At 66.2% G+C, this 23040-nt stretch carries 18 protein-coding genes; 7 read left to right on the top strand and 11 right to left on the bottom strand.

Annotated elements, in window-relative coordinates; all coding sequences use genetic code 11:
- Positions 1 to 13: 13 nt before the first annotated feature.
- The 5 genes from AIOL_RS14260 to AIOL_RS25095 all read right to left on the bottom strand — a co-directional run bounded on the left by AIOL_RS14260 (position 14) and on the right by AIOL_RS25095 (position 5152).
- On the bottom strand, positions 14 to 2248 hold the full coding sequence (locus tag AIOL_RS14260) for a xanthine dehydrogenase family protein molybdopterin-binding subunit (protein WP_049643594.1): 2235 nt from the start codon (positions 2246 to 2248) through the stop codon (positions 14 to 16).
- Positions 2248 to 2721: a (2Fe-2S)-binding protein gene (locus AIOL_RS14255; RefSeq protein ID WP_049643593.1), complete on the bottom strand. Its 474-nt coding sequence runs from the start codon at positions 2719 to 2721 to the stop codon at positions 2248 to 2250. Before AIOL_RS14255 ends, AIOL_RS14260 begins: the two co-directional genes overlap by 1 nt.
- Positions 2722 to 2725: 4 nt before the next feature.
- Positions 2726 to 3577 (bottom strand): FAD binding domain-containing protein, encoded by an 852-nt coding sequence (locus AIOL_RS14250; RefSeq protein ID WP_049643592.1) that lies wholly within the window; start codon positions 3575 to 3577, stop codon positions 2726 to 2728.
- A gap of 514 nt (positions 3578 to 4091) precedes the next feature.
- Entirely contained in the window at positions 4092 to 4802 is a 711-nt protein-coding gene (locus AIOL_RS14245; RefSeq protein ID WP_235439035.1) for a vWA domain-containing protein, read from the bottom strand.
- 32 nt (positions 4803 to 4834) lie between these two features.
- The gene (locus AIOL_RS25095) at positions 4835 to 5152 is read right to left on the bottom strand and encodes a hypothetical protein (protein WP_152912533.1); all 318 of its coding nucleotides are present in this window, start codon (positions 5150 to 5152) and stop codon (positions 4835 to 4837) included.
- 221 nt (positions 5153 to 5373) lie between these two features.
- Here AIOL_RS25095 and rplO point away from each other — a divergent pair, with 221 nt between their 5' ends.
- From rplO to AIOL_RS14220, 4 genes are all read left to right on the top strand, one after another.
- Positions 5374 to 5859, top strand: coding sequence for a 50S ribosomal protein L15 (gene rplO, locus AIOL_RS14235; RefSeq protein WP_049643590.1), 486 nt, complete (start codon positions 5374 to 5376; stop codon positions 5857 to 5859).
- Positions 5860 to 5960: 101 nt separating this feature from the next.
- Entirely contained in the window at positions 5961 to 7319 is a 1359-nt protein-coding gene (secY, locus tag AIOL_RS14230) for a preprotein translocase subunit SecY (protein ID WP_049643589.1), read from the top strand.
- Between the two features lie 50 nt (positions 7320 to 7369).
- Positions 7370 to 7948, top strand: coding sequence for an adenylate kinase (locus AIOL_RS14225; protein WP_049643588.1), 579 nt, complete (start codon positions 7370 to 7372; stop codon positions 7946 to 7948).
- Between the two features lie 337 nt (positions 7949 to 8285).
- Positions 8286 to 9032, top strand: a complete 747-nt coding sequence (locus AIOL_RS14220; RefSeq protein WP_235439034.1) for a sulfite exporter TauE/SafE family protein — start codon at positions 8286 to 8288, stop codon at positions 9030 to 9032.
- A 4-nt stretch (positions 9033 to 9036) separates the two neighbouring features.
- On the opposite strand, the gene AIOL_RS14215 is transcribed toward AIOL_RS14220, so the two are convergent.
- Entirely contained in the window at positions 9037 to 9525 is a 489-nt protein-coding gene (locus AIOL_RS14215; RefSeq protein WP_082152597.1) for a MarR family winged helix-turn-helix transcriptional regulator, read from the bottom strand.
- A gap of 175 nt (positions 9526 to 9700) precedes the next feature.
- Here AIOL_RS14215 and AIOL_RS14210 point away from each other — a divergent pair, with 175 nt between their 5' ends.
- Positions 9701 to 10753, top strand: coding sequence for a TAXI family TRAP transporter solute-binding subunit (locus AIOL_RS14210; protein ID WP_235439032.1), 1053 nt, complete (start codon positions 9701 to 9703; stop codon positions 10751 to 10753).
- A 78-nt stretch (positions 10754 to 10831) separates the two neighbouring features.
- Positions 10832 to 13192: a TRAP transporter large permease subunit gene (locus tag AIOL_RS14205; protein ID WP_082152595.1), complete on the top strand. Its 2361-nt coding sequence runs from the start codon at positions 10832 to 10834 to the stop codon at positions 13190 to 13192.
- A 58-nt stretch (positions 13193 to 13250) separates the two neighbouring features.
- Here the strand turns inward: AIOL_RS14205 and AIOL_RS14200 are convergent, their stop codons facing one another.
- From AIOL_RS14200 to AIOL_RS14180, 5 genes are all read right to left on the bottom strand, one after another.
- A complete protein-coding gene (locus tag AIOL_RS14200; RefSeq protein WP_049643586.1) occupies positions 13251 to 15572 on the bottom strand; it encodes an aldehyde dehydrogenase family protein in 2322 nt (773 codons plus the stop codon).
- A 172-nt stretch (positions 15573 to 15744) separates the two neighbouring features.
- Positions 15745 to 16740: a deoxyribose-phosphate aldolase gene (gene deoC / locus AIOL_RS14195; protein ID WP_049643585.1), complete on the bottom strand. Its 996-nt coding sequence runs from the start codon at positions 16738 to 16740 to the stop codon at positions 15745 to 15747.
- Positions 16741 to 17094: 354 nt separating this feature from the next.
- Positions 17095 to 18279 carry a phytanoyl-CoA dioxygenase family protein gene (locus tag AIOL_RS14190; protein ID WP_049643584.1) on the bottom strand — a complete coding sequence of 395 codons (1185 nt, stop codon included), beginning with the start codon at positions 18277 to 18279 and terminating at the stop codon, positions 17095 to 17097.
- A 799-nt stretch (positions 18280 to 19078) separates the two neighbouring features.
- Complete coding sequence (tmpT, locus tag AIOL_RS14185; protein WP_049643583.1) at positions 19079 to 19717, bottom strand: thiopurine S-methyltransferase; 639 nt, start codon at positions 19715 to 19717, stop codon at positions 19079 to 19081.
- A 62-nt stretch (positions 19718 to 19779) separates the two neighbouring features.
- Positions 19780 to 21102 (bottom strand): sensor histidine kinase, encoded by a 1323-nt coding sequence (locus tag AIOL_RS14180; RefSeq protein ID WP_049643582.1) that lies wholly within the window; start codon positions 21100 to 21102, stop codon positions 19780 to 19782.
- 306 nt (positions 21103 to 21408) lie between these two features.
- Between AIOL_RS14180 and AIOL_RS14175 the strand changes: the two genes are divergently transcribed.
- Complete coding sequence (locus AIOL_RS14175; protein WP_049643581.1) at positions 21409 to 22872, top strand: ABC transporter substrate-binding protein; 1464 nt, start codon at positions 21409 to 21411, stop codon at positions 22870 to 22872.
- Positions 22873 to 23040: the final 168 nt, after the last annotated feature.

Below are 23040 nucleotides of genomic sequence, written 5' to 3'. Positions count from 1 at the left end.
GCCCAGATCAACCCTAGCCGTCCAGAGCGTCGAGAATGCGCGAGGGCCGCATTGGCAGGTCCTTCATCCGCACGCCCGCGGCATTCGACACCGCATTGGCAATCGCCGCCAGGGGCGGGCAGATCGAGGTTTCGCCCACGCCGCGCACTCCGTAGGGGTGGCCCGGGTTGGGCACCTCGACGATCACCGTGTCGATCATCGGCAGATCGGAGGCCACCGGGATGCGGTAATCCAGGAAGCCTGCGTTCTGCAGCCGCCCGTCCTCGCCATAGATGTATTCCTCGTTCAGCGCCCAGCCGATGCCCTGCGCGGCGCCGCCCTGGTACTGGCCCTCGACATAGTCGGGGTGGATCGCCTTGCCCGCGTCCTGGATCACCGTGTAGCGGTCCACCGAGGTCGCACCTGTCTCGCGGTCCACGGTCGCGTCCACGATATGCACTGCGAAGGAGACGCCCGCGCCCTCTGGCGTGGCCTCGTAATGGCCCACGATGGGGCCGCCGGTGGCGCCCATCTTGCGGCAGATCTGCCCGATGGGCAGGGGGTCGAAATCGCCAGCATTCGGCCCCGAGGGCACCGCGCAGCCGTCGCGCCAGACCACGGCGTCCTCGTCGATACCCCATTTGGCCGCCGCCCGGGCGCAGAGCTTCTTGACGGTGTCCCGCGCGGCCTCGATCGTGGCCAGGCCGGACGCGTAGGTCACGCGGCTGCCATGGGAGACCTCGTTATAGCCCAGCGTGGCGGTGTCCGCGACCGTGGCGCGCACATGCTCGTAGGGGATGCCCAGCTCCTCGGCGGCCATCATCGCCATCGAGGCGCGGCTGCCGCCGATATCGGGCGTGCCCAGCATCAGCTGCGCGGTGCCGTCCTCGGACATCGCCAGGGTCACCGACGTCTCGCCGCCATGGTTGAACCAGAACCCGCAGGAGATCCCGCGGCCCGCGCCCTCGGGCACCGGGGCGGCGTAATGCGAGTGCTCCTTGGCGGCCTCCAGGCACTCCACCAGGCCGATGCGGTCCCAGGTCGGGCCGAACGAGGCCTTGGTGCCCTGCTTGGAGGCATTCTTGAGCCGCACCTCCAGCGGGTCCAGCCCCATCTGGTTGCACATCTCATCCAAGAGGCTCTCGACCGCGAAGGCCGCCATCGGCGAGCCCGGCGCGCGATAGGCCGCCTGCTTGGGGCGGTTGGTCATCACGTCATAGCCGATCTGCTTGACGTTCTCCAAAGCGTAGGGCGCGAAGGCGCACATCGCGGTGAACGAGAACGGCGAGCCCGGGAAGGCGCCGCCCTGGCTGCGGAACTCGCCCCAGGCCGCGGTCATCGTGCCGTCCTTCTTGAGGCCGATCTTGACGTCCATCGAGGTCGACGCGGTCGGCCCCGTGGCCTTGAACACATCCGCGCGCGGCATGGCGATCTTGACCGGGCGGTTGGTCTTGCGGCTGAGCGCCAGCGCCACCGGCTCGATGAACACCGCAGTCTTGCCGCCGAAGCCGCCGCCGATCTCGGAGGCGGTCACGCGCAGGGCGGATTGCTCTATGCCCACAAGTGCGGCGCAGATCTTTTGCACGTTCCAGTGGCCCTGGGTGCAGCACCACAGCTCGCCGCGCCCGTCACCGCCCAGCGTGGCCAGGCAGGCATGCGGCTCGATGTAGCCCTGGTGGGTGGCCTCGGTGGTGAAGGTCCTCTCCATCACCAGGTCGGCCTCGGCAAAGCCCGCCTCGACGTCCCCGTGCCCGCTCTCGTGGTAGTCGACCACGTTGGGGTGCATGCCCGCGGGCACCGCCTTGGAGGCCTGGCCCTCGCGGATCACCGGGGCGTCCGGCTGCATCGCCTTGTCCACGTCGGTCACATGCGGGATCGGCTCGTAGTCGACCTCGATCAGCTTCAGCGCGTCGCGCGCGATCAACTGCGAGGTCGCGGCCACGGCGGCCACGGCATGCCCGTCATAAAGCGCCTTCTCGCCGGCCATGACGTTTTCCAGCACGTTCCAGTTCTCGCCGGTCAGCCCCTCGGCGAAGTCCGCCCGGGTGACCACGCCCTTGACGCCCTTCAGCGCCAGCGCCTTGTCTAGATTGATAGATTTGATCACCGCATGCGCATGCGGCGAGCGCAGGATCGCGCCGTGCAGCATGCCGGCCTTGCTGGCATCGGCGCCGTAACTCGCGCGCCCGGTGACCTTGTCGATGCCGTCGGGGCGGTCTGGCCGCGTGCCGACAACGTTGAAGCCTTCGGTCTTCTCGTCAAATGCCATTATGCGTTCTCCCGCATCTCTGCGGCGGTCTCCATGACCGCGCGAATAATCTTGTCGTAGCCGGTGCAGCGGCACAGGTTGCCCGCCAGCCAATAGCGCACCTCGGTCTCGGTCGGGTTCGGGTTCTCCTCCAGCAGGGCCTTGGTGGCCACCAGGATGCCCGGCGTGCAGATGCCGCATTGCAGGGCGGCGTGCTTGATGAAGTTGACCTGCAGCGGGTGCAGGTCCTCGCCATCGGCGATGCCCTCGACGGTGGTGATCTCTTTGCCCTCGGCCTCGGCGCCCAGCATCAGGCACGAGCAGACCGGCCGGCCGCCGATCTCGACGGTGCAGGCGCCGCAATCGCCGGTGCCGCAGCCCTCCTTGGCGCCGGTCAGCCCCAGCCGGTCGCGCAGCACGTCCAGCAGGGTCTCGCGCGGGTCGCAGACGAACTGATGCTCGTCGCCGTTAATGGTGGTGGAAACTTGGATCATCGGATTACGCTCCTGCCCGGTCATAGGCGATCTTGGCCGCGCGCTGCGCCAGCACGCCCGCCACATGGGTGCGGAACTTGATGGTGCCGCGCTTGTCGTCGATCGGGTTGCAGGCGGCACTTGCCGCCGCGGCGAGCTGCGCCAGCGGCGCCTCTTCCAGGCGCGATCCGATCAGGGCGGTCGCGGCGTCTGCGACCAGCAGCACCGTCGGGGCCACCGCGCCCAGGGACACCCGTGCCGAGGTGATCACGTCACCATCGCGCGCCAGCGACACGCCGCAGCCGACCACCGCGATGTCCATCTCGGTGCGCGGGATGAAGCGCAGATAGGCGTCGCCGCCATGGCCCGCAGGCAGGTTGAGCGCGCTGACCACCTCGCCCTTCGCCAGCGAGAGCCGACCGGGCCCGGTCGGGATGTCCTCCACCGCCGCCTCGCGGGTGCCGTTCGGGCCCACGATCGTTGCGGTCGCACCCGCGGCCACCAGCGCGGGCACGCTATCCGCCGCGGGCGAGCCGTTGCAGAGGTTGCCCACCATGGTGCAGCGCGTCTGGATCTGCGTCGAGCCGATCAGGTCCGTGGCCTCGACCACGCCCGGCCAGGCCGCGCGCAGCCCCGCATGGGCCATCATCTCGGCGCCGGACACCGCCGCGCCGATGCGCCAGCCGCCATCGGCTGTCTGGGCGATGTCCTTAACGCCGGGGATATGCTTGACGTCGATCAGGTCGTCCGGCTCCACCAGGTCAGAGCGCAGCTGCACCAACACGTCGGTGCCGCCCGCCAAGAACCGCGTGGTTCCGCTTGCCGCCGCGGCGATGGCCGAGGCGTCTTCAAAGCTGTCTGGGGTGTGATAGCGCATCGTACCTCCCGTGGCTGTGGCCGGCGAAACCGGCCTAGCTATCCTTTCGTAGAGGTTTGCAAAATCGCCGGTCCTTCACAAGCCCGAAACCGACCTGCGGGGGCGGTATTTGAGACCGCCAGGCCGCGCGTTGCAGTGAGGGCGCCCGGGGCATTGCTGCGGGCGCGAAATGCGATCTCGGCTGGTTGGGCGCTGTCTCTTTGTGGGTTGGAGTGGACGTTGAGCATCAGGCGCACCGCCTTGGCGCCGCTTGCCGACACCAGACGCAACGTAATCCAAGCAATGCAACCGCCCGAGCTTGCCTCGGGCAGCGGCCGACCTCCCCCAGGAGGCCGCTTTTACAACCGCGCATCTAGTTGAAACGTCTTGGTTTCCAGAGATGTTGTTGTTGCTAGACCTGATGCGCAAGCGACCTCCAGGTCGGCCGCTGCCCGGGTTGCGAATTCCTCAACGGAGGGGCCCCGGGTCAAGCCCGGGGCGGTAGCCCCCCAACGCCCATTCCTGGCCACCTCCACTAATTGAACGCGCGTTCAGCGCCCTCAAGCCGCCCAATCAACGCGCAGCCCAGCGTTTGGTTCAGCGCATCCACCAGCGCGTCGACGGTTTCGGTGCTCACGAACAAGCCACCGTTCAGATCCGCCAAACAGCGCGCCACGGTCGCGTTCGTTGTCGGGTCCTGCTCGGGGTTGTTCCAGCTGAAGAAATCCACCACGGCGCGGAAGCCGATCACATGCACGGTCAGGTCCTGCGCGGTCTCTGCCAGCCGCTGCCCAAGCGCGCAGGGGCGTCCGCCGCAGGTCTCGTTGCCGTCGGTGACCAGCACCACCACCGCGGGCTGGGTTTGGTAGTCCAGGACCTGGGCGGCGCGCTCCACCGCGGCGCTGAGCGGCGTCAGCCCGCTGGGGCGCAGCGCCCCGATCTCTTGGATGATCTCCGCGGCGGTGTCCGGCGCTGGAGGAAAGCGCACCTCGATGCCAGAGCAGCTATCCGCACCGCCGGGCCCATAGATCACCAGCCCGACCTCGCGATGCGGCGTGATCTCGGGCATGGCGCGCCGGATCGCCTGGCGCGCCTCAACGATGCGGGTGTTCGGCCCGGTCTCAAAGCTGATCTCATCCATCGAGGCGGACCCGTCAAAGACCAGCATCGCCGGGGCGGCGCAGGGCAGGGCGGGGCTGGCGGCGAGGGCGGTTGCGGTGAGCGCGGCTATGGCGTTTCGGATCATGGCGCCACCCTGCCAGGGCCGGGCGTCCGCGTCTATGCCATGGCCAGCAGAGCGGAGGCGTTAAGCGTGAGGAGAAAAAGCGGGTAGGCCAGCAGCTCACAATCGGCTCCGCCCGCCGCCAGGATCGCCAGGCTGAAAGCGATCAGTGCCAGGGTCCAGGTCTCCAGGGCCGCGCTGCTCGGGTCGCGATCGACCTGTACCCGCCTGAGGGCGCGACAAATCTCTTGCAAGAGATTTGCACTTTCCTTCGAAGGAAAGTTGGGTCCGCGGCTGGCGAGAGGTTGCGCATGGAGGATCCATTCGGGGCGCGGGAAAGAAACTCTTTCAAGAGTTTCGCAATTTTCTTGCAAGAAAATTGCGCCTTGTACAAACTTGGTGCAAGCCACACGCGGCCGTTGCGCGGCGCGCAGTCCGCCTCTTGCTTTCAAGCGTGCTCAGGGCCCTTGATCCCGCCTCGGGCCTCGTCTATACGCCCACGATCTGGGCCTCGCGCCCGACTCAACCAAGCAAGAAATGCCGTGTGCCGCCCTCGGATCGCTTCGGGGCGGATGTCCGGCAAAGGAGAAGCGATATGAGACTGACCGATCTTCGGGACAATCCCGGTGCAACCAAGAAGCGCAAGCGCGTCGGCCGTGGGCCGGGCTCGGGCACCGGCAAGACCGCAGGGCGCGGCATCAAGGGCCAGAAATCCCGCTCGGGTGTGGCCATCAACGGCTACGAGGGCGGCCAGATGCCGCTCTACCAGCGCCTGCCCAAGCGCGGATTCAACAAGCCCAACCGCAAGAAGTTCGCCGTGGTGAACCTCGGTATCCTCGCCAAGTTCATCGAGGCCGGCAAGATCGACGCCAAGGCCACGATCACCGAGGACGTGATGGTCGAAAGCGGCCTGGTGCGGCGCAAGCTGGACGGCGTGCGCATCCTCGCCAAGGGCGAATTCGACGCCAAGGTGACCCTTGAGGTGACCGGCGCCAGCGCCTCGGCCAAGGAAGCGGTCGAGAAGGCCGGCGGCACGCTGACGGTCACAAGCCAGGCATCGGCGGCGCCAGCGGCGGAATAAGTGGTTGTAGGGCGGCCACCCCGCCCTTACATCTACCCCAAGTTTTCCTAGCGCCGCCCCGGGAGACCGATCGGGCGGCGCACGCATAAGAGAGACCACCTATGGCATCAGCCGTCGAACAAATGGCCGCAAACATGAGCTGGTCGGCCTTTGGTAAGGCCACCGAGCTGCGCCAGCGCATCCTGTTCACCATCGGGATCCTGATCGTCTACCGCATCGGCACCTACATCCCAGTCCCTGGGATCGACGCCAACGCTCTGCGGGAGTTCTTTGACGACGCGGCGGCGGGCCTGGGCGGCATCCTCAACATGTTCACCGGCGGCGCGATCAGCCGCATGGGCATCTTCGCGCTGGGCATCATGCCCTATATCTCGGCCTCGATCATCGTGCAGCTCCTGACGGCCATGGTGCCGCAGCTGGAGCAGCTGAAGAAGGAAGGCGAGCAGGGGCGCAAGAAGATCAACCAGTACACGCGCTACGGCACGGTGTTGCTGGCGACGTTCCAGGCCTATGGGCTGGCGGTCTCGCTGCAGGCCGGCGGGCTGGTGACCACGCCGGGCTGGTATTTCATCGCCGCCACCGTGATCACCCTGGTGGGCGGCACGATGTTCCTGATGTGGCTGGGCGAGCAGATCACCGCCCGCGGCATCGGCAACGGCATCTCGCTGATCATCTTCGTGGGCATCATCGCCGAGATCCCCGCCGCGCTGGCGCAGTTCTTCAGCCAGGGGCGTTCGGGCGCGATCAGTCCCCCGATCATCGTGGGCGTGATCCTGATGGTGGTCCTGGTGATCATGTTCGTGGTCTTCATGGAGCGCTCCTTGCGCAAGATACATATCCAGTATCCGCGCCGTCAGGCCGGCATGAAGATGTATGAGGGCGGCTCGAGCCACCTGCCGATCAAGGTGAACCCCGCGGGCGTGATCCCGGCGATCTTCGCCTCGTCGCTGCTGCTTCTGCCGACGACGATCTCGACCTTCAGCCAGCAGAATTCCGGCCCGGTTATGGCGACGATCCTGGCCTATTTCGGGCCCGGTCAGCCGCTTTATCTGGCGTTCTTCACCGCGATGATCGTGTTCTTCACCTTCTTTTACACCTTCAACGTCTCCTTCAAGACCGAGGACGTGGCCGAGAACCTCAAGAACCAGAACGGGTTTGTGCCCGGCATCCGTCCCGGTAAGAAGACCGAGGAATACCTGGATTACGTGGTCACCCGCATCCTGGTGCTCGGCGCGGCCTATCTTGCGGCAGTTTGTCTCCTTCCTGAGATTCTGCGTTCACAGTTGGCCATTCCGTTTTATTTCGGAGGCACTTCCGTGCTGATCGTTGTATCGGTAAGCATGGACACGGTGCAGCAGGTGCAGTCGCATCTTCTTGCGCACCAGTACGAGGGATTGATCGAGCGCTCGCAGCTGCGTGGTAAGCGGCGGGGCGGCAAGAAGGGCCCGGCCCGGCGGTAACGCGCAACGCGCGCTCCGCCCTAACGGCTGGGGCGGAGGAGACGGACTAGATGAACATAATTCTGCTTGGCCCCCCGGGCGCCGGTAAAGGCACGCAAGCGCAGATCCTGGTCGACGAGCGCGCCATGATGCAGCTCTCGACCGGCGACATGCTGCGCGAGGCGCGCAGCTCGGGCACCGAGATGGGCAAGATCGTGGCCGATGTGATGGACCGCGGCAACCTGGTGACCGACGAGATCGTGATCGGGCTGATCCGCGAGAAGCTGGAGGCCGGTGGCGCCGCTGGCGGGTTCATCTTTGACGGCTTCCCGCGCACGCTGGCGCAAGCCGACGCGCTGGGCGCGCTGCTGGCCGAGATGGGCATGAAGCTGGACGCGGTGATCGAGCTGCAGGTCGATGACGAGGTCCTGGTGGGCCGGATCGTGGGCCGCGCCAAAGAGGCCGCCGCCGCGGGGCAGCCCGTGCGCGCCGACGACAACGAGGAAAGCCTCAAGGTGCGCCTGATGGCCTACTACAAGCAGACCTCGCCGCTGATCGGCTACTACCATGCCAAGGGGAATCTGCAGTCAGTGGATGGCCTGGGCGAGATCGCCGAGGTGTCCAGCGCCATTAAGGGCGCATTGGGCTAGGCGGCTTTCTGGGCGGTTTTCGCCTGGATCGGATCTTGGCACGCGACAATTTTCTTGCAAGAAAATTGCGAAACTCTTGCAAGAGTTTCTTTGGCGCGACACGAGATGATCCGCCTAGGGCGATCTCTTGGCCGCTTGCGGGCCCAACTTTCCTTGGAAGGAAAGTGCAAATCTCTTGCAAGAGATTTGGCCCGTCCAAACGCCTGCTCCGGGCCAAACACAGCCTTCGCAGATCGTTGCGCGCTTGGGTCGCGCTGGCTTTCCAGGCTCCGGCGCCGGAATGTCTCTGCGTTTTCGCGGTGTCCAGGCGCGCTGATTGCGTCTAACTCTGCTGAGCATGATGGCAGACCTAACCAACGTGATCCTGATCGCATGCGCTTTCGCGGCGGGCGGGGTCCTGAAGGGCGCGGCGGGCGCGGGTGCGCCGATCCTGGCGGTGCCTCTCTTGGCGCTGCTCTACGACGTGCCGCTGGCGGTGGCGCTGTTTGTGATGCCCAACGTGATCTCCAACCTCATCCAGGCCGTGCAGTATCGCGGCGCATTGGCGGAGCGGCGGTTTGTGATCGCCTTCGCCGGGGCCGGTGTCGCGGGCGCGGTGCTGGGCACCTTGGCGCTGGCGGCGGCGGATCCGGAGGTGCTGATGCTTGGCGTGGCGGTGGTCGTGCTGGTCTATGTGGTCTTCCGGCTGTCGCGGCCAGACTGGCAGCTGCCGATGCGATTGGCGCGGGGACTGGTGGTGCCGGCCGGGCTGGTCGCGGGCGTGATGCAGGGGGCGGCGGGGATATCGGCGCCGGTCTCGGTGACCTTTCTGAGCGCCATGCAGATGCCGCGGGCGACCTTCATCGCCACGGTATCGGTGTTCTTTCTTGCCATGGGGCTGGTGCAGCTGCCCACCCAGGTCCTCTTGGGGATCATGACATGGGAGCGTTTCTGGCTGGGCTGCCTGGCGCTGATCCCGCTGACGGCCTGCATGCCGCTGGGCGCCTGGATCGGGCGGCGGCTGTCGCGGGAGGTGTTCGACCGGGTGATCCTGGGGCTGCTGGCGCTGCTGGCCGTGAAGATGCTGTGGGACGCCCTCGCCTAGGGCGTCACTCCGCCGCGAGGCTGCCCTCACGCGCCGCCGGGGCCAAGAGCTCGGTATCCAGGATCTGCATCAGGGCCGTCCGGAGCGCGGCGTATTCAGCCTCGCCCAGGGAGGCGCGGATATGGGCGTCGAGGGACTGCGCCTCGGGCCAGATCTCGGCGACCAAGGCCTCGCCCGCCTGGGTGATCGCGATGCGCTTGCGGCGCACGTCCTTGGGGTCGGCGTAGCGGCGCACCAGGCCCTTGGTCTCAAGGCTGGCCGTGGCGCGGCTGACATGGGTGGCGTCCAGCACGCCCCAGCGGGCGATGGCGCGCAGGTGGTCGTCCTTGAGCCGCGTGCAGACCAAGAGGGTGCGCCATTCCTGGATCGACAGGCCCCGCGGCGCCAGCGCCGCCCGATAGAACGCGTTCTGCATCTTTCGACTGGCGCGGATCAGCGGGATGTTGATGAACTCCCGAAAATAGGGGTCGTTCTTATGGTCGGGCAAACTCATTGGCCCCTCCGGCTGCGCCTGGCGTGGCGCGAGGGTACCGAACGGGTCGCGCGCTTGGCAATCGCGATTGTGGCATGTGCCACAAAAGCCTTGATTTTGAACACGCGCTCTGGGAACGTTGCCAAGTAAAACAGCAAGAATAATGGCTGAATTGGCGCTCTGGGAGGAGAAAAACTTGAAACTATCGAAATACTTTGTCGCGTTTGCCGTGGCGGGCGCGTTGAGCAGTGCAGCGGCGCTCGCCCAACAAAACCTCACCGCCGAGACCGCGAACGCGGCGGGCGTGCCGGGCAACACCGTGCTGGCCCTGGGCGAGTTCGCCGGCGCCGCAGGCGTGGCCGACGTGCAGGTCGCCACCGGCCAGACGCTGACAAACTCGCTGCAGAACACCGCCGAGGGCAAGACCGACATCACCGCGGCGCCGTTCATACTGCCGTTCCTTATGTCCAAGGGCGTGGGGCCCTACGCCAAGCTTGGGCCCGAGCAGGGCGCCGAGCTGGCCGGAGAGCTTTCGGTGCTCTACACCTACCGCTTTGGCGTCTTCACGCTGTCGGCCTACGAGACCTCGAAGGTGAAGGGCTGGGACGACATCGCCGGGGCCACGATCTATAACGGCCCGCCGCGCGGTGCCGCGCTGACCAACGCGCGCGGGGTGGTCAAAATCGTCACCGGGCTGAGCGACGGCGAGGACTACACCGGCTTGCAGGTGAACTGGGACCAGGGCCCCAAGACGATGACCGACGGCTCGGCGGACGCCTTCGTGCTGCCCTCGAGCTTCCCCGATGGGCGCCACACCCGCGCGGTCTCGGCCGGGGCCATGACCATGTGGTCGATGCCCAAGGGGGCCTTTGAAAGCGAGGCGGCGGAGAAATACATGAAGGCGCCGGGCTCTGGTCGCCTGATCATGCCGCTGAGCAATGCGATTCAGCCCGAGGGCGTGACCGTGGTCTCCGAGGACGACATGTTCCGGGGCGTGGCCACCGTGGGCGGCGAGATCGTGCACAAGGACATGGACGAGGAGCTGGCCTATCAACTGACCAAGGTCGTGCTGGACAATCTGGACGCCATCAAGATCAAGACCCCGTTCCTGCCGGGCGTGGGATTGGGCGAGATTGCGGACCCCTCCTCGACGGGTATGTGCGGGGCGATGCCGCTGAAATACCACCCCGGTGCGGTGCGCGCCTGGGAAGAGGCGGGCCATACCGTGCCGGACTGCGCCAAGCCGTAACGCGGCCTCGAAACAAAGAGCACACCGCCCCGGGTCAAGCCCGGGGCGCGAGCACATAAGATTGTAGCGAAAGCGCGCATGTCCAACACGAGCTCTGAACCGGCCGCCTCTACGCCAGAGGCCGACACCAAGGCCACCAACCGGCTCTTGTATTGGCTGGCGGTGCTGCTGGTGGTCGTGGGGCTGATGAACGCCACGCCGGGCATCCCGGGCTATGACGCGCTGGTCAAGCAGGTCACGGGCTGGGACTGGATCCTCTTGCGCAAGTTCCCGCGCGAGTGGTTCTTTCCCTTCGTCTTCGCGGGCATGATGCTGATCGTGGCGCTGAAGCATTCGATGTGGCGCGCCTGGGCGGGCAAGACCGCCGCAAGGCGGCGCTTTGGCCTGCTGATGGACGTCGCCCTGGTGGTGGCGGGCGTCGGCATTGCGCTGACATACTTGGTGGAGTTCGAGGCGATCTGCCTGATCGACCAGCTCACCGGCGAGCGCGCGCGGCTGATCGCCGAGAGCCTGAAGGCCGAGAAGGAATGGGCCTCGCTTTACGGGCTGCCCGAGCCCACCACCGTTGACGACCCGCAATGCGTGGGCACCACCGGCGGCTGGCTGGTGGCGATCATGGGCGCGGCGGTGGTGATCTTTTTGGGCTATAACACCAAGGTCTGGGGCCTGCCTTTGGTGATCGTCGCCATCCTGGTCGCGGCCTATACCATCGGCACCGTGCTGGTGTGGTACTTCCATGGGCCGGACGACATTAACAAATACCTGATGACCAAGCTCGCGGGCGAGCCGCGGATGCTGTCGGACGGGCGCCCCAAGGTGCATGACATCCTGGTCAATGACGCCTCGGGGCTCTTGGGGCGGTTCATGGACATCATCATGAACACCATCTTCCCCTATTTGATCCTGGGGTCCTTGTTTGGCGCCAGCGCGGGCGGGCAGTCGCTGATCAAGCTGGCCTTCCGCTGGACGCGCAAGCTGAACGGCGGCCCGGCGCATGCGGCGATTGTCTCCAGCGCGATGTTCGGCACAATCAGCGGCGGGCCGATCGTGAACGTGCTGTCCACGGGCGTGCTGACGATCCCGATGATGGTCAAGCGCGGCTTCTCCAAGGTCTTCGCGGGCGGGATGGAGGCGGCGGCCTCCTCGGGAGGCTCGGTGATGCCGCCGGTGATGGGGGTCGCGGCCTTCGTGCTGGCGGCGCTGACGGGCGTGCCCTACGCCGATATCATCATCGCGGCGGCGATCCCGGCCTTGTGCTACTTCTTCTGCCTGTTCCTGGCGGCGGTCTACCAGGCGCGCAAGCAGAACATCACCGCCATTGGCGCGCTGACGCCCGAGATGCATCTGGGCCGCCAGGACTATCTTAACCTCGGGATGATCTTTGGGCCTATCTTGGTGATCCTGTGCCTGCTTTTGACCAGCAAAGAGGCCGTGGGCTGCGGCCCGCTGGGATGGATCCTGGGCGCGACGGTCGAGATCTCGGGCGGCGTGTGCCGGGCCAGCGATCTGCCCTGGGTGCTGGGGATCGTGCAGAACGCCGCCGGAGACGCGGGCAGCGCGGGCTGGTTCGCGGTGATCTTCCTAGTGCTGCTGCTGTTTTTGGACCCCGAGATGCGCGCCAAGCCGCGCAAGCTGATCGACGCGATGTCGAACGCGGGCATCCTGATCTCGACGCTCTACCTGATGTTCCTGGCGGTCTCGATCATCGACTTCTGCCTGAAGTTCACCGGGCTGCCGGTGTTCATCTCGCTGGACGTGCTGGGCTGGTTGAAGTCGCTGGGATTGGGCGATGGCGGCTCGGTTGTGTTCCAGTTCATCGCACTGGGGGCGACGATGGCGCTGGCGGTGCTGCTTGGCATGGGCATGCCCGCGGTGCCGGCATATGTGAACGTGGCGCTCTTGATGGGGCCGGTGCTGGCGGGGCTGGGGCTGTCGATCTTCGCCGCGCATATGTTCATCTTCTACTTCGCGGTGGCGAGCGCCATCACCCCTCCGGTGGCGCTGGCGGCGTTTGCGGCGGCGAGCCTGACCAAGCAGGACCCGATGGCCACGGGGTTCGCGGCGGTGAAGATCGGCATCGTGATGTTCGTGATCCCGTTCGTGTTCGCGATGTATCCAGAGCTGCTGCTGATCGAGCAGGCGTTCCTGGACCCGACCTCGACCTCGGGCGGCTATCTGCCGGGCTATGATGGAACGGTGGACATCGTGGCGCTGGCGCTGCTGCTGGTTCGGCTCTTGCTGGCGCTGGTGCTGCTGGCCAGCGCGCTGGCGAGGTTCGACACGCGGCCCCTGGCGGCCTGGGAGTGGATCGCGCGGCTAGTGCTGGCCGCGCTGGTGATGGCCGGTGATCCGCTGGTCTACGGGCCTGCCTTCGCGGCTGGGATCGCGATGCTGGTCTGGCATCGCGTCTCGGCGAGGCAGGCGGCACCTGCTGCCTGAGGGGCGGGCCTGTGTCGGCGGTTGGCCAAAGGCAACAGATCTCCTCGCCGCCGAGAGGCTATTCTCCGTAGGGCACCCAGACGGTCTTGACCTCTGTCGCCGCCGCCAGCCAGTCGCGATCCGTGTGGTCGCGCTGCTGGCCGTGGTTCACCCAGCTTCGTTTGAGGTTCGTGGCGGCCTCGGTCTCGATCACCTTTGACAGATCCGCACCCGAGAAGCTCCAGACCGCGTCGACATCCATATGCCCGGCCAGATGCGGCGCAAGCTCGGCATGCGCGCCGGTGAGGATGTTGACCACGCCGCCGGGCAGGTCCGAGGTTTCCAGCACCTGATAGAAATCCGTGGCCGCCAGCGGGAAGGGCTCGCAGGCCACCGCGACCACCCGGTTGCCCATGGCGATGGCGGGGGCGATGGCCTCGATGAGGCCCAGCAGGGGCGCGTCGTCGCGGCAGAAAATCCCAATCGTGCCAACGGGTTCGTTGATCGCCAGCGCCATGCCGCGCAGGGGTACGGGCTTGGCCGCGCTGTCGTATTTGTCGGCCCAGGCGGCAAAACTGAATAGGCGTTCAATTGCGGCCTCGACCTCGGCCTTCGCCTTGGCCGCGCTTGCGCCGGTGAGGTCGCGGATACGGCCCGCGAACTCGCCCGCGCGGGCCGAGAGGTTCTCGGCGATGTAGTAGATCACCTGCGCGCGGTTATGCGCCGTGGCCTTGGACCAGCCGGTCGCCTTGCCCGCGGCCTCTACCGCGTTGCGGATGTCCTTGCGGTTAGCCAGGCCCACTTCGCCCAAAGCCTTGCCGCGCGGCGAGTAGACCATGCGGCTATAACCGCCATCGGGGCGGGCCTGCTTGCCGCCGATATAGAGCTTGGCGGTGCGGTCGATGCCCTCGGTCGCGCCGGACCCCGTATGTGCCTGAATTGCTGCGATCTTTTTCCCGCGTCCCTTCGGCTTGGTATAGGCGCGCAGGCCCTCCCAGCCGCCCTCGCGCCCGAACCCGCTCTCGCGCACGCCGCCAAAGCCCGCGGCGGCGTCGAACATGTTTGTGCCGTTCACCCAGACCACGCCCGCGGCGAGCTTGGGCGCCACGTCCAGCGCCAGGTTTATGTTTTCAGACCAGACACTTGCGGCCAGCCCGTAGCGGGTATTATTGGCCAGCTGCACCGCCTCTGCGGGCGTGCGGAAGGTGCAGCCCACCAGCACGGGGCCAAAGATCTCCTCTTGCATCAGCTTGTCGGCGGGGGCGAGCCCGGTGATCAGCGTCGGCGGGTAGTAGCAGCCCTCGGGCGCCTGCACCGGCTGATGCACCTCACCAGCGCTGCCAGCGACCATCTCGGCGATGCGCGCGCGCTGCACCGGGTCCACCATAGCGCCAATGTCGATGCACTTGTCCAGCGGGTCGCCAATGCGCAAATTCTCCATGCGTTTCTTGAGCTTAGCATAGAAACGCTGGGCCACGCCTTCCTGCACCAGAAGGCGGCTGCCGGCGCAGCAGACCTGGCCCTGGTTGAACCAGATCGCGTCCACGAGCCCCTCTATGGCGCTGTCCAGATCGGCGTCGTCGAAGACGATGTAGGGCGACTTGCCGCCCAGCTCGAGCGTCAGTGCCTTGCCGCTGCCCGCGGTGGCGCGCCGGATGGCGCGGCCGACCTGGGTGGAGCCGGTGAAGGCCACCTTATCGACATCCGCGTTCACAATCAGTTCGCCCACTGCCCCGTCGCCGGTGACGATGTTCACCACACCCTTGGGCAGCCCCGCGTCCTGGCAGAGTTCGGCGAATTTCAGGGCGGTCAGCGAGGTCCACTCGGCGGGCTTCAGCACCACCGTGTTGCCCATCGCGAGGGCAGGCGCGATCTTCCAGGCCAGCATGAGCAGCGGGAAGTTCCAGGGGAAGACCTGGCCGCAGACGCCCAGAGGCTGGCGGTCGGGCAGCTCGGTCTCCATCAGCTGCGCCATCCCGGCGTGGTAGTAAAAATGCCTTGAGACCAATGGGATATCGATGTCGCGGCTCTCGCGGATCGGCTTGCCATTGTCCAGCGTCTCCAGCACGGCGAGCAGGCGGCTATGCTTTTGCACCAGCCGCGCCAGGGCGTAGAGATACCGCGCGCGCCTGTGGCCAGAGAGGCGCGCCCATTTGGGCTGCGCCTTGCGGGCGGCGGCCACGGCGGCGTCCACATCCGCCTGGGTGGCCTGGGTGAGATCGGCGAGCACCTCGCCACTTGCGGGGTTCTGAGAGGCGAAATCCGCGCGCGGCTCGGTCCAGGCGCCGTCAATGAAATGCCCGAAGGAGGCGCCGCGATCGACCAGCCAGGCCAGCGCCTCGGCGGCGCTTTCCGGGGCGGGTCCGTACTCCATGCTCTCGAAGATCTCGGGCACGTTCATTGGGAAACTCCTAACGAAGTGTGAATGCTGCGACACGCCTTGGGCCGCGAATCGGGGGTTAACGCCTTATTTTCATGGAAATCCCGGCGTCGGCTTTGTGTCGGCTTTCCGTCGGCACCGCGTCGGCGCTCCGTACGATTTCGGGCCGGGTTAACAGAGCGCGCGGTGCCCATCAGCCAAGCCCATGCCGGTAGCCCGCCGAGTAGCGCCCGGTGACGTGATGCTCCAATTGCCGCTCGATATCGCCCAGCAGGGAGGAGGCGCCGAAGCGGAAGAGGTCGGGCGAGAGCCAGCGCGTGCCCAGCTCTTCCTTGATCAGCGCCAGGTAGGTCAGCGCGTCCTTGGCCTTGGAGATCCCGCCCGCGGGCTTGTAGCCGATCCGGTAGCCGGTGCGGTCGTGGAAATCCCGCAGCGCGCGGATCATCACCAGGCTGACCGGCAGGGTGGCGTTGACGCTCTCCTTGCCGGTGGAGGTCTTGATGAAATCCGCCCCGCCCATCATGGCAACCAGGCTGGCGCGGGCGACGTTGCGCAAGCTGCCAAGTTCTCCGGTGGCGAGGATGGCCTTCATATGGGCCTCCCCGCAGGCGGCGCGCATGGCCTGGGTCTCGTCATAGAGTGCCTGCCAGTTGCCGGTCAGCACGTGGCGGCGCGAGATCACAATGTCGATCTCTTGCGCGCCGGCTTTGACCGAGGCCTCGATCTCTTTGAGGCGCAGCTCTAGCGGCGAGAGCCCGGCGGGAAAGCCGGTGGAGACCGCAGCCACAGGGATGCCCGAGCCCGCCAGCGCCTCGACCGCGGTTTCGACCATGTCATGGTAGACGCAGATCGCGCCGACGCTGATCTGATCCATCCCAAGCGCCTCTAGGATCTCGGCCCGCACGGGGGCACGCCCCTTGGCACAGAGCCGCCGCACCCGCTCCCAGGTGTCATCGCCCGACAGCGTGGTGAGGTCGATCATCGTGATCGCCTTCAAGAGCCAGGCGGCCTGGTGATCCTTCTTAACGCTGCGCCGCCCCGGCAGGGTCTTGGCGCGGCGCTCTATCGCCGAGGTGTTGGCTTGGGCCGACATCACCCAATCCAGATCGAGCGCGCAGCCGGGGCTGCGCGGCTCCTGCACCTGGGGAAGTTGGGTGGTTTGCGCGGGCGCGAGGGTCTGGGTTTCCATGCCGCCAGGGTCGCATGGGCCGACTTGGATTCGCAAGCGTTGCCAAAAGGAGCGGCTTCGCCGCGCAGGTTTGTGTCACGTCCTCGCCGACAAGCGGCTGCGGGCGCTCCGGGTTAGACGCGAGGCGACGCGTTTCAGCAGCGTTCGCGCCTGCCGCTGCGGTCGGGATGCGTATTTGGAACAAGGTGAAGCATGAAGCGTTCCTCCATTCATCTTGTTCCACAGCGGATCGCGAAAAACCCGCATTAGGTTTTGAAGCGAAACGCGGCAGAACCTGCTGATGTTGTGGGCGTTTTCTTTCAACTTGATGTCTCAAGTTAAAAGCGAAACGCTGTAAATACGCAATTCAGGGCTCTAAGCCTGACGCCGCGCGTCCCAGTCGTCCATCAGGCGCGCAAAGCCATCCGCCTCTGTCCCCTCCGCCAGCGCCCGGCGCATGATCTCGGCCTGGCTGAGCGGCGCCAGCCCGCCCACCGGCGGGTCGGTGTCGAGATTGGTGGGGTAGGCATAGCCCTCGGCGGTGGCGGCGATGGCGGCATGCGCTTGCGCCTCTGAGAGCCGGCCCGCCGCGAGCAGGGTCTGCAAGGGCTCGAGGAGCGCGCGCGCCATCGCACCCCGGTCCACCGTCTCGATGGGGCGCCCGAACGCCGAGGAGACCTGCAGCAGGTTCGCCAGCCGCAGGATGTCGCTTGAGACATTGTTGCCCGCGCCATGCATCAGCGCCGGGTTGAAGAACGCCGCGTCGCCCTTCTCCAGCGGCAGCTGCACGTGGTGCTGCGCGAAATACGCCTGGAACTCGGGCTTGTTGAAGGCGATGTAGCCCTCTGGGTAGCGCTGCGAGTAGGGCAGGTACAGGGTCGGCCCGCTCTTTAGCGGCATGTCCACATGCGCCACCGCGCCCTGCAGGGTCAGCGCTGGCGACAGCAGATGCGCGTGCACCGGCCAGCGCGATGCGTCCTCGCGCGTCATGAAGCCCAGGTGGTAGTCGCGATGCGCCGTCTGCGCGGTGCCGCCGGGGTTCACCCGGTTAACCTGCGCGGTGAACTGGTAGTTCGGACCCAGCCAGGCGGTGGATACCAGCTCTAGGCAGATGTTCCCGTAATAGAGCGCAAAGCCCTCGGGGTCCGCCAGGCAGTGCTTCTGCAGCGCGTTCCAGACCCGGTCATTGGCGCCGGGCTTGGCGAAGTGGTCACCGCCGCCCGCGCCGGACTGGCGCTCTTGCTCGATCATGCGCGTGAAGAGATCCGTGGCGCGGTCGAGTACCGAGAGGTCGTCATAGGCGCCCTTGATCACCACGATGCCCGGCCCCGCCAGGAAGGCGCGCGCCCATTCGCCCATCAGGGCCGCCTGCGCGGTCGCGTCCATCGCCCGGATCGCCGCCCCATCATAGATCAGCACGCTGCGGACCACCTCGGCCGCGTTCGGCCAGTCCGCGGGGTCGGTCGCGGCCGGGATCTGCGCGGCGAAGGCGTCGATGTCGCCCGCCTCCAGGTCGAACCAGTTGCTCTGGGTGGCGAAGGAATGCGGCGCTTTGTTCATGGTCTCTCTCCCTTGCTATGCAGCCTAGGCGCTGCGTGTGCGTTGGGGCAAGGGGGGCGGATTGAACCTTGCACGGGTGACGGAATTCGGCCCGTGCTTTGAGCCATGATGGAAATGCAATCACGAGCGGCCGCAGGGTTGGCGGCGCGGCGCGAGGGGCTGACGCGTTTGACGCAAGTCCTCGTTCGCGTCCCGGCCAGGACGGAACTGCTGCGAGATCCTGCGCGCGCGGCTCTGTCTGGCGCTTTCGACGGCCCGACCTCCCCGCGACGGTCGCATCTATGGGTGTGCAAGACATGGAGGACGGCGCCAAGGTTATGGTCCTGATTTGGCGGAACTTCTGGGGTGAGCGGCTAGGGGCATATTGGCCTGGAGCGGGCGTTGGAGACTTGCCGCCCCGGGCTTGACCCGGGGCCTCCACCTTGAACCGAGTACAACGCGGGCAGCGGCCGACCTGGAGGTCGCTTGCGCTTCAGTTCAATCAACTTCGACGTCTCTGGAAACCGAAACGTTCCAACGAGACGCGCGGTTGCAAAAGCGGCCTCCTGGGGGAGGTCGGCCGCTGCCCGAGGCAAGCTCGGGCGGTTGCTCTGCTTGGGTTCGGTTGCGTCTGGTGTCGGCAGGCGTTGTCAGGGCGGTGCGCGTGTTGGCAACGCCCACTCCAGCCCAAAACTGAGAGGCTGGTGAAACTGCGGCACAAGGCAATTCGTTCGACAAAAGCCGAAGATCTTTGGGAAATGTTAGCCGAATCGGCCGAATAATGGGCCCGGGTGGGCGCCGCGGCGCGCCTCGATAAACCTCAGTGTGGCACGAGCCGCCAGACCTGCTCGCGGCCTGCGCAGCGTTGTCCCAGGCGGCCCGATATGGCCTGATCCGCCAGCGGATCTACCTTGTGGGTTGCGCCGTAGAGATCCGTGATCTCGCTGCGGGGCACCGAGAAGGGCGGGCCGTCCATCATCGCCTGGTCATAGGCGAAGCTGATCAGAAGCTGCGGTGCGCGCTTGGTCAAGGCGACCATGTGGCTTGCGTAATCCGCCCGCATCCGTGGCGGCAGCGCCACCAGCGCGGCGCGGTCATAGACCGCGTCCACCGCGCCCAATGTGGTGGCATCCAAAGCGAAGATGTCGCCCTCAAAGATCTCGATGCCGGCCGCGTTGTATCTTTGCAGCGCGCCGTGCTGGGAGACCTCCTCGGCGCCGCCAAGCGCCGCCATCATCGCGGCAACGGCGATGGGGCTCAGCTCAGCGCCGACGACCGCAAACCCCTGGTCGCGCAGCCAGATTAGGTCCACCGATTTGCCGCAGAGCGGCACGAAAACGCGCGCGCCGGGCGCCAGGGCCAAGCTGGAGAGATGCGCCACCAGAAGGGGGTTCGGGGCTTCCTCATGGAAGCCCGTCCGGTCGTCACCCCATCGCGCGTGCCAGAAATCGTGTTCCATCGGTGTGGCCCCTGCTTGCACCGGCGATTTAGGGCCAATCGCGGCGGCCGCCAAGGGAGAATCTATGGCGGCGCGGCGGCGATTTTCGGCAGCAAAAGCTCGACCTCTGCGCCACCGCCCCGCAGGTTGCGCGCCGTTGCGGTGCCGCCGGATTGTTCGGCAAAGCCCTTGACCATTGACAGCCCCAGCCCCGAGCCCTTGCCCACTGGCTTTGTCGTAAAGAAGGGATCGAAGGCGTATTCCAGCGCCTCGTCCTCAAAGCCGGGGCCGTTATCCAGCACCGCGATGCCCACAAAGCCCGCGCGGTCACGCTGGTCGCGCCCGGTCGCGCTGCCCTCGATCAACCGCACGCGCAGCGCGATGCGGCCCACCCCGTTCATGGCGTCCGCCGCGTTGATCACCAGGTTCAGGAGCGCGCTTTGCAGAAACGCCCGGTCGGTGTCGATACGCGCGTTGCCGGCGCTGCTCTCGACGCTGAACTGGACCGAGGCGGGCATGGTGCGGCGCACCATCGTCTCGAGCTCCTGCGCGACGGTGATCGCGGCGAAGACCTCGCGCTGCATCGGGGCCTGGCGCGAGAACGTCAAGAGCTGCGAGGTCAGCGCCGTGGCCCGCTGTGCTGCGGTATGGGCGTCGCGGATCAGCTTGTCGCGCTCGCACGGGTCGGTCTCTTCGGCGTGCAGCTCCAAGTTGCCTAGGATCACCGTGAGGATGTTGTTGAAGTCATGCGCGATCCCGCCGGTCAGCCGCCCCACGGCATCCATCTTGTTGGCCTCACCCGCCCGCTGCCGCGCGGCCTCGATGGCCAGCAGGCTGGTACGCACGCTCCAAAGCGTCTTCAGATGGAAGGCCTGGATGCAGATGAAGGCGATGGCCACGGCCTGCTCGGTGGCGCTGGGGGCCGTGGCGCCGAAATAGATGGTCATCCAAAACCAGGTCAGCGGCACCTGCATCATCAGGATGTCCAGGACTTGCGCGTAAAGAAACCGGATCCGCCCGGACCAACCGAACATCACAGCGGCGATCAAATAGAGCAGCGCCGAGAATTGCAGCGCCGGGACGCCGGTGTTCCACATATAGATCGTCAGCACGATGCCGCAGATGATCTCGAGCGTGCTGCCGAGGATGACCAAGAGGTAGTTCCCTGGGGTCTGCGCGTTCGAAAACCGGCGCGCGGCGATGTAGTCCACAAGCACCGAGGCGGCGAACGCCACCCACCAGCGGATGTACCAGGGATCCGCAAGCACCTGGGCAAAGTAGCTAGAGGCCACCAGCAGCAAGACGATCCGGAACAGCCAGTCCAAGACGTGGCGTTGGCAGTGCCGTCTGAGAAACTCGCGCTCCTCTTCCAGCAGTTTATCCAGCCAGCCGCGCAACTTAAACACAACCTCGGCGTGGGGTCCCTCGACGGCCGCGCCTCCGCGACGCAGCGTTACGCTCTGTCTTAAACATGTTGATCAAATCTCGGTTCAAAATCGCACCTAACCCCTCAGGCCAATGCCTGCACCACTTACGCTACATACTACCTACACGCATATCGTGTTCTAATGCGATGAATAACCGCATGAGGGGCAAAGACTGCGCTGTGTTTTGCCTTGGCGCAAGGCCCGCCTGGGCCCGTGCCCTTTCAAACCAACGCCCGGCGCTGTAGCCTGCGCGCAGCAGATAATGGGAGAGGAGCTCACTGCCCAATGTTCACCCGACTGAAAATTTCCGTTGCCGCGATGGCCCTGGCCGCGACCGGCGCCGCCGCGCAGGACAGCATCACCATTGGGATGCAGCTTGAGCCGCCCAATCTGGACCCGACCGGGGGAGCGGCGGCCGCGATTGACGAGGTTGTCTATGCGAATCTGTTCGAGGGGCTGACGCGCTATCAGGCGGACGGCTCCATCGCGCCGGGCCTGGCCGAAAGCTGGACGGTCAGCGCCGACGGGCTGACCTATAGGTTCAACCTGCGCAGTGGCGTGACGTTTCACGACGGCACAGCCATGGATGCCCAGGACGTGAAATTCTCGCTCGACCGTGCCCGCGCCGAGGACAGCACCAACGCGCAGAAGGCGCTGTTTGCGGGCATCGCCGCGGTGAATGTCGTGGATGACACCACCGTCGAGGTGGTGCTGGGCGCGCCCAATGGCCAGTTCATCACCAACATGGCCTGGGGCGACGCCGTCATCGTGGCCCCCGAGAGCATCGAGACCGCCGCGACCGCGCCGGTGGGCACCGGCCCGTTCAAGCTGGGCCAATGGGTGCAGGGCGACCGCGTGGAGCTGGTCGAGAACCCCGACTATTGGGGCGACAAGCCCAGCCTGAAATCGGCGACCTTCAAGTTCATCTCCGACCCCAACGCGGCCTTCGCCGCGATGATGGCGGGCGATATCGACGCCTTCCCCGGCTACCCCGCGCCCGAGACTCTGATCCAATTCGAGGCCGACCCGCGCTTTCAGCTGCTGATCGGCTCGACTGAGGGCGAGACCATCCTGTCGACCAACAACAAGCGCGTCACCGACATCCGCGTGCGCAAGGCCATCGCCCATGCGATCAACCGCCAGGAAATCATCGACGGCGCGATGTTCGGCTACGGCACCCCGATTGGCACGCATTTCGCGCCGCATAACCCCGACTATGTCGACCTGACCGCGCAGTCCGCCTATGACCCCGACATGGCCAAGGCCCTGCTGGCCGAGGCGGGCGCGACGGACCTGACGCTGACGCTCAAGCTGCCGCCGCCCTCCTATGCGCGCCGCGGCGGCGAGATCGTCGCCGCACAGCTGCGCGCCGTGGGCATCGAGACCGAGATCTCCAACCTGGAATGGGCGCAGTGGCTGGAGCAGGTGTTCAAGGGTAAGGATTATGACCTGACCATCGTCAGCCATACCGAGCCGATGGATATCGGCATCTATGCCCGCCCGGAATACTACTTCCAGTACGACAAGCCCGAATTCCAGGCGCTGATGGTCGATCTGAACCTGGCGACGGAGCCCGCGAAACGCAGCGAGATCCTGGCCGCCGCGCAGAAGATGCTCGCCGATGACTACGTCAACGGTTACCTCTTCCAGCTTGCGCGCACCGGCGTGGCGGATGCCAAGATCCGGGGGCTGTGGCCGAACTCGCCCACCCAGGCGAATGACCTCACCGGGGTCAGCTGGGCCGAGTAAGGCTTGATCTAAATGTGCCCGCCGCCGCTGTCGCGTCGGCGGGCGCTCTTTTGAGCCCGTACTCGCCGCGCTGGACTTTGCAAAGCAAAGTCTCAGCGACGGCTGCGTGCGGGCGGTTGGCGCCCAGCCCCACCGGAGGCGCACAACATTCGGGGCCATCGCCGCATG

The sequence above is a fragment of the Candidatus Rhodobacter oscarellae genome (assembly GCF_001078595.1).
In the GTDB taxonomy this organism is placed as follows: Bacteria; Pseudomonadota; Alphaproteobacteria; order Rhodobacterales; family Rhodobacteraceae; genus Rhodobacter_B; species Rhodobacter_B oscarellae.
This window is presented reverse-complemented; position numbering and strand designations above follow the sequence as displayed.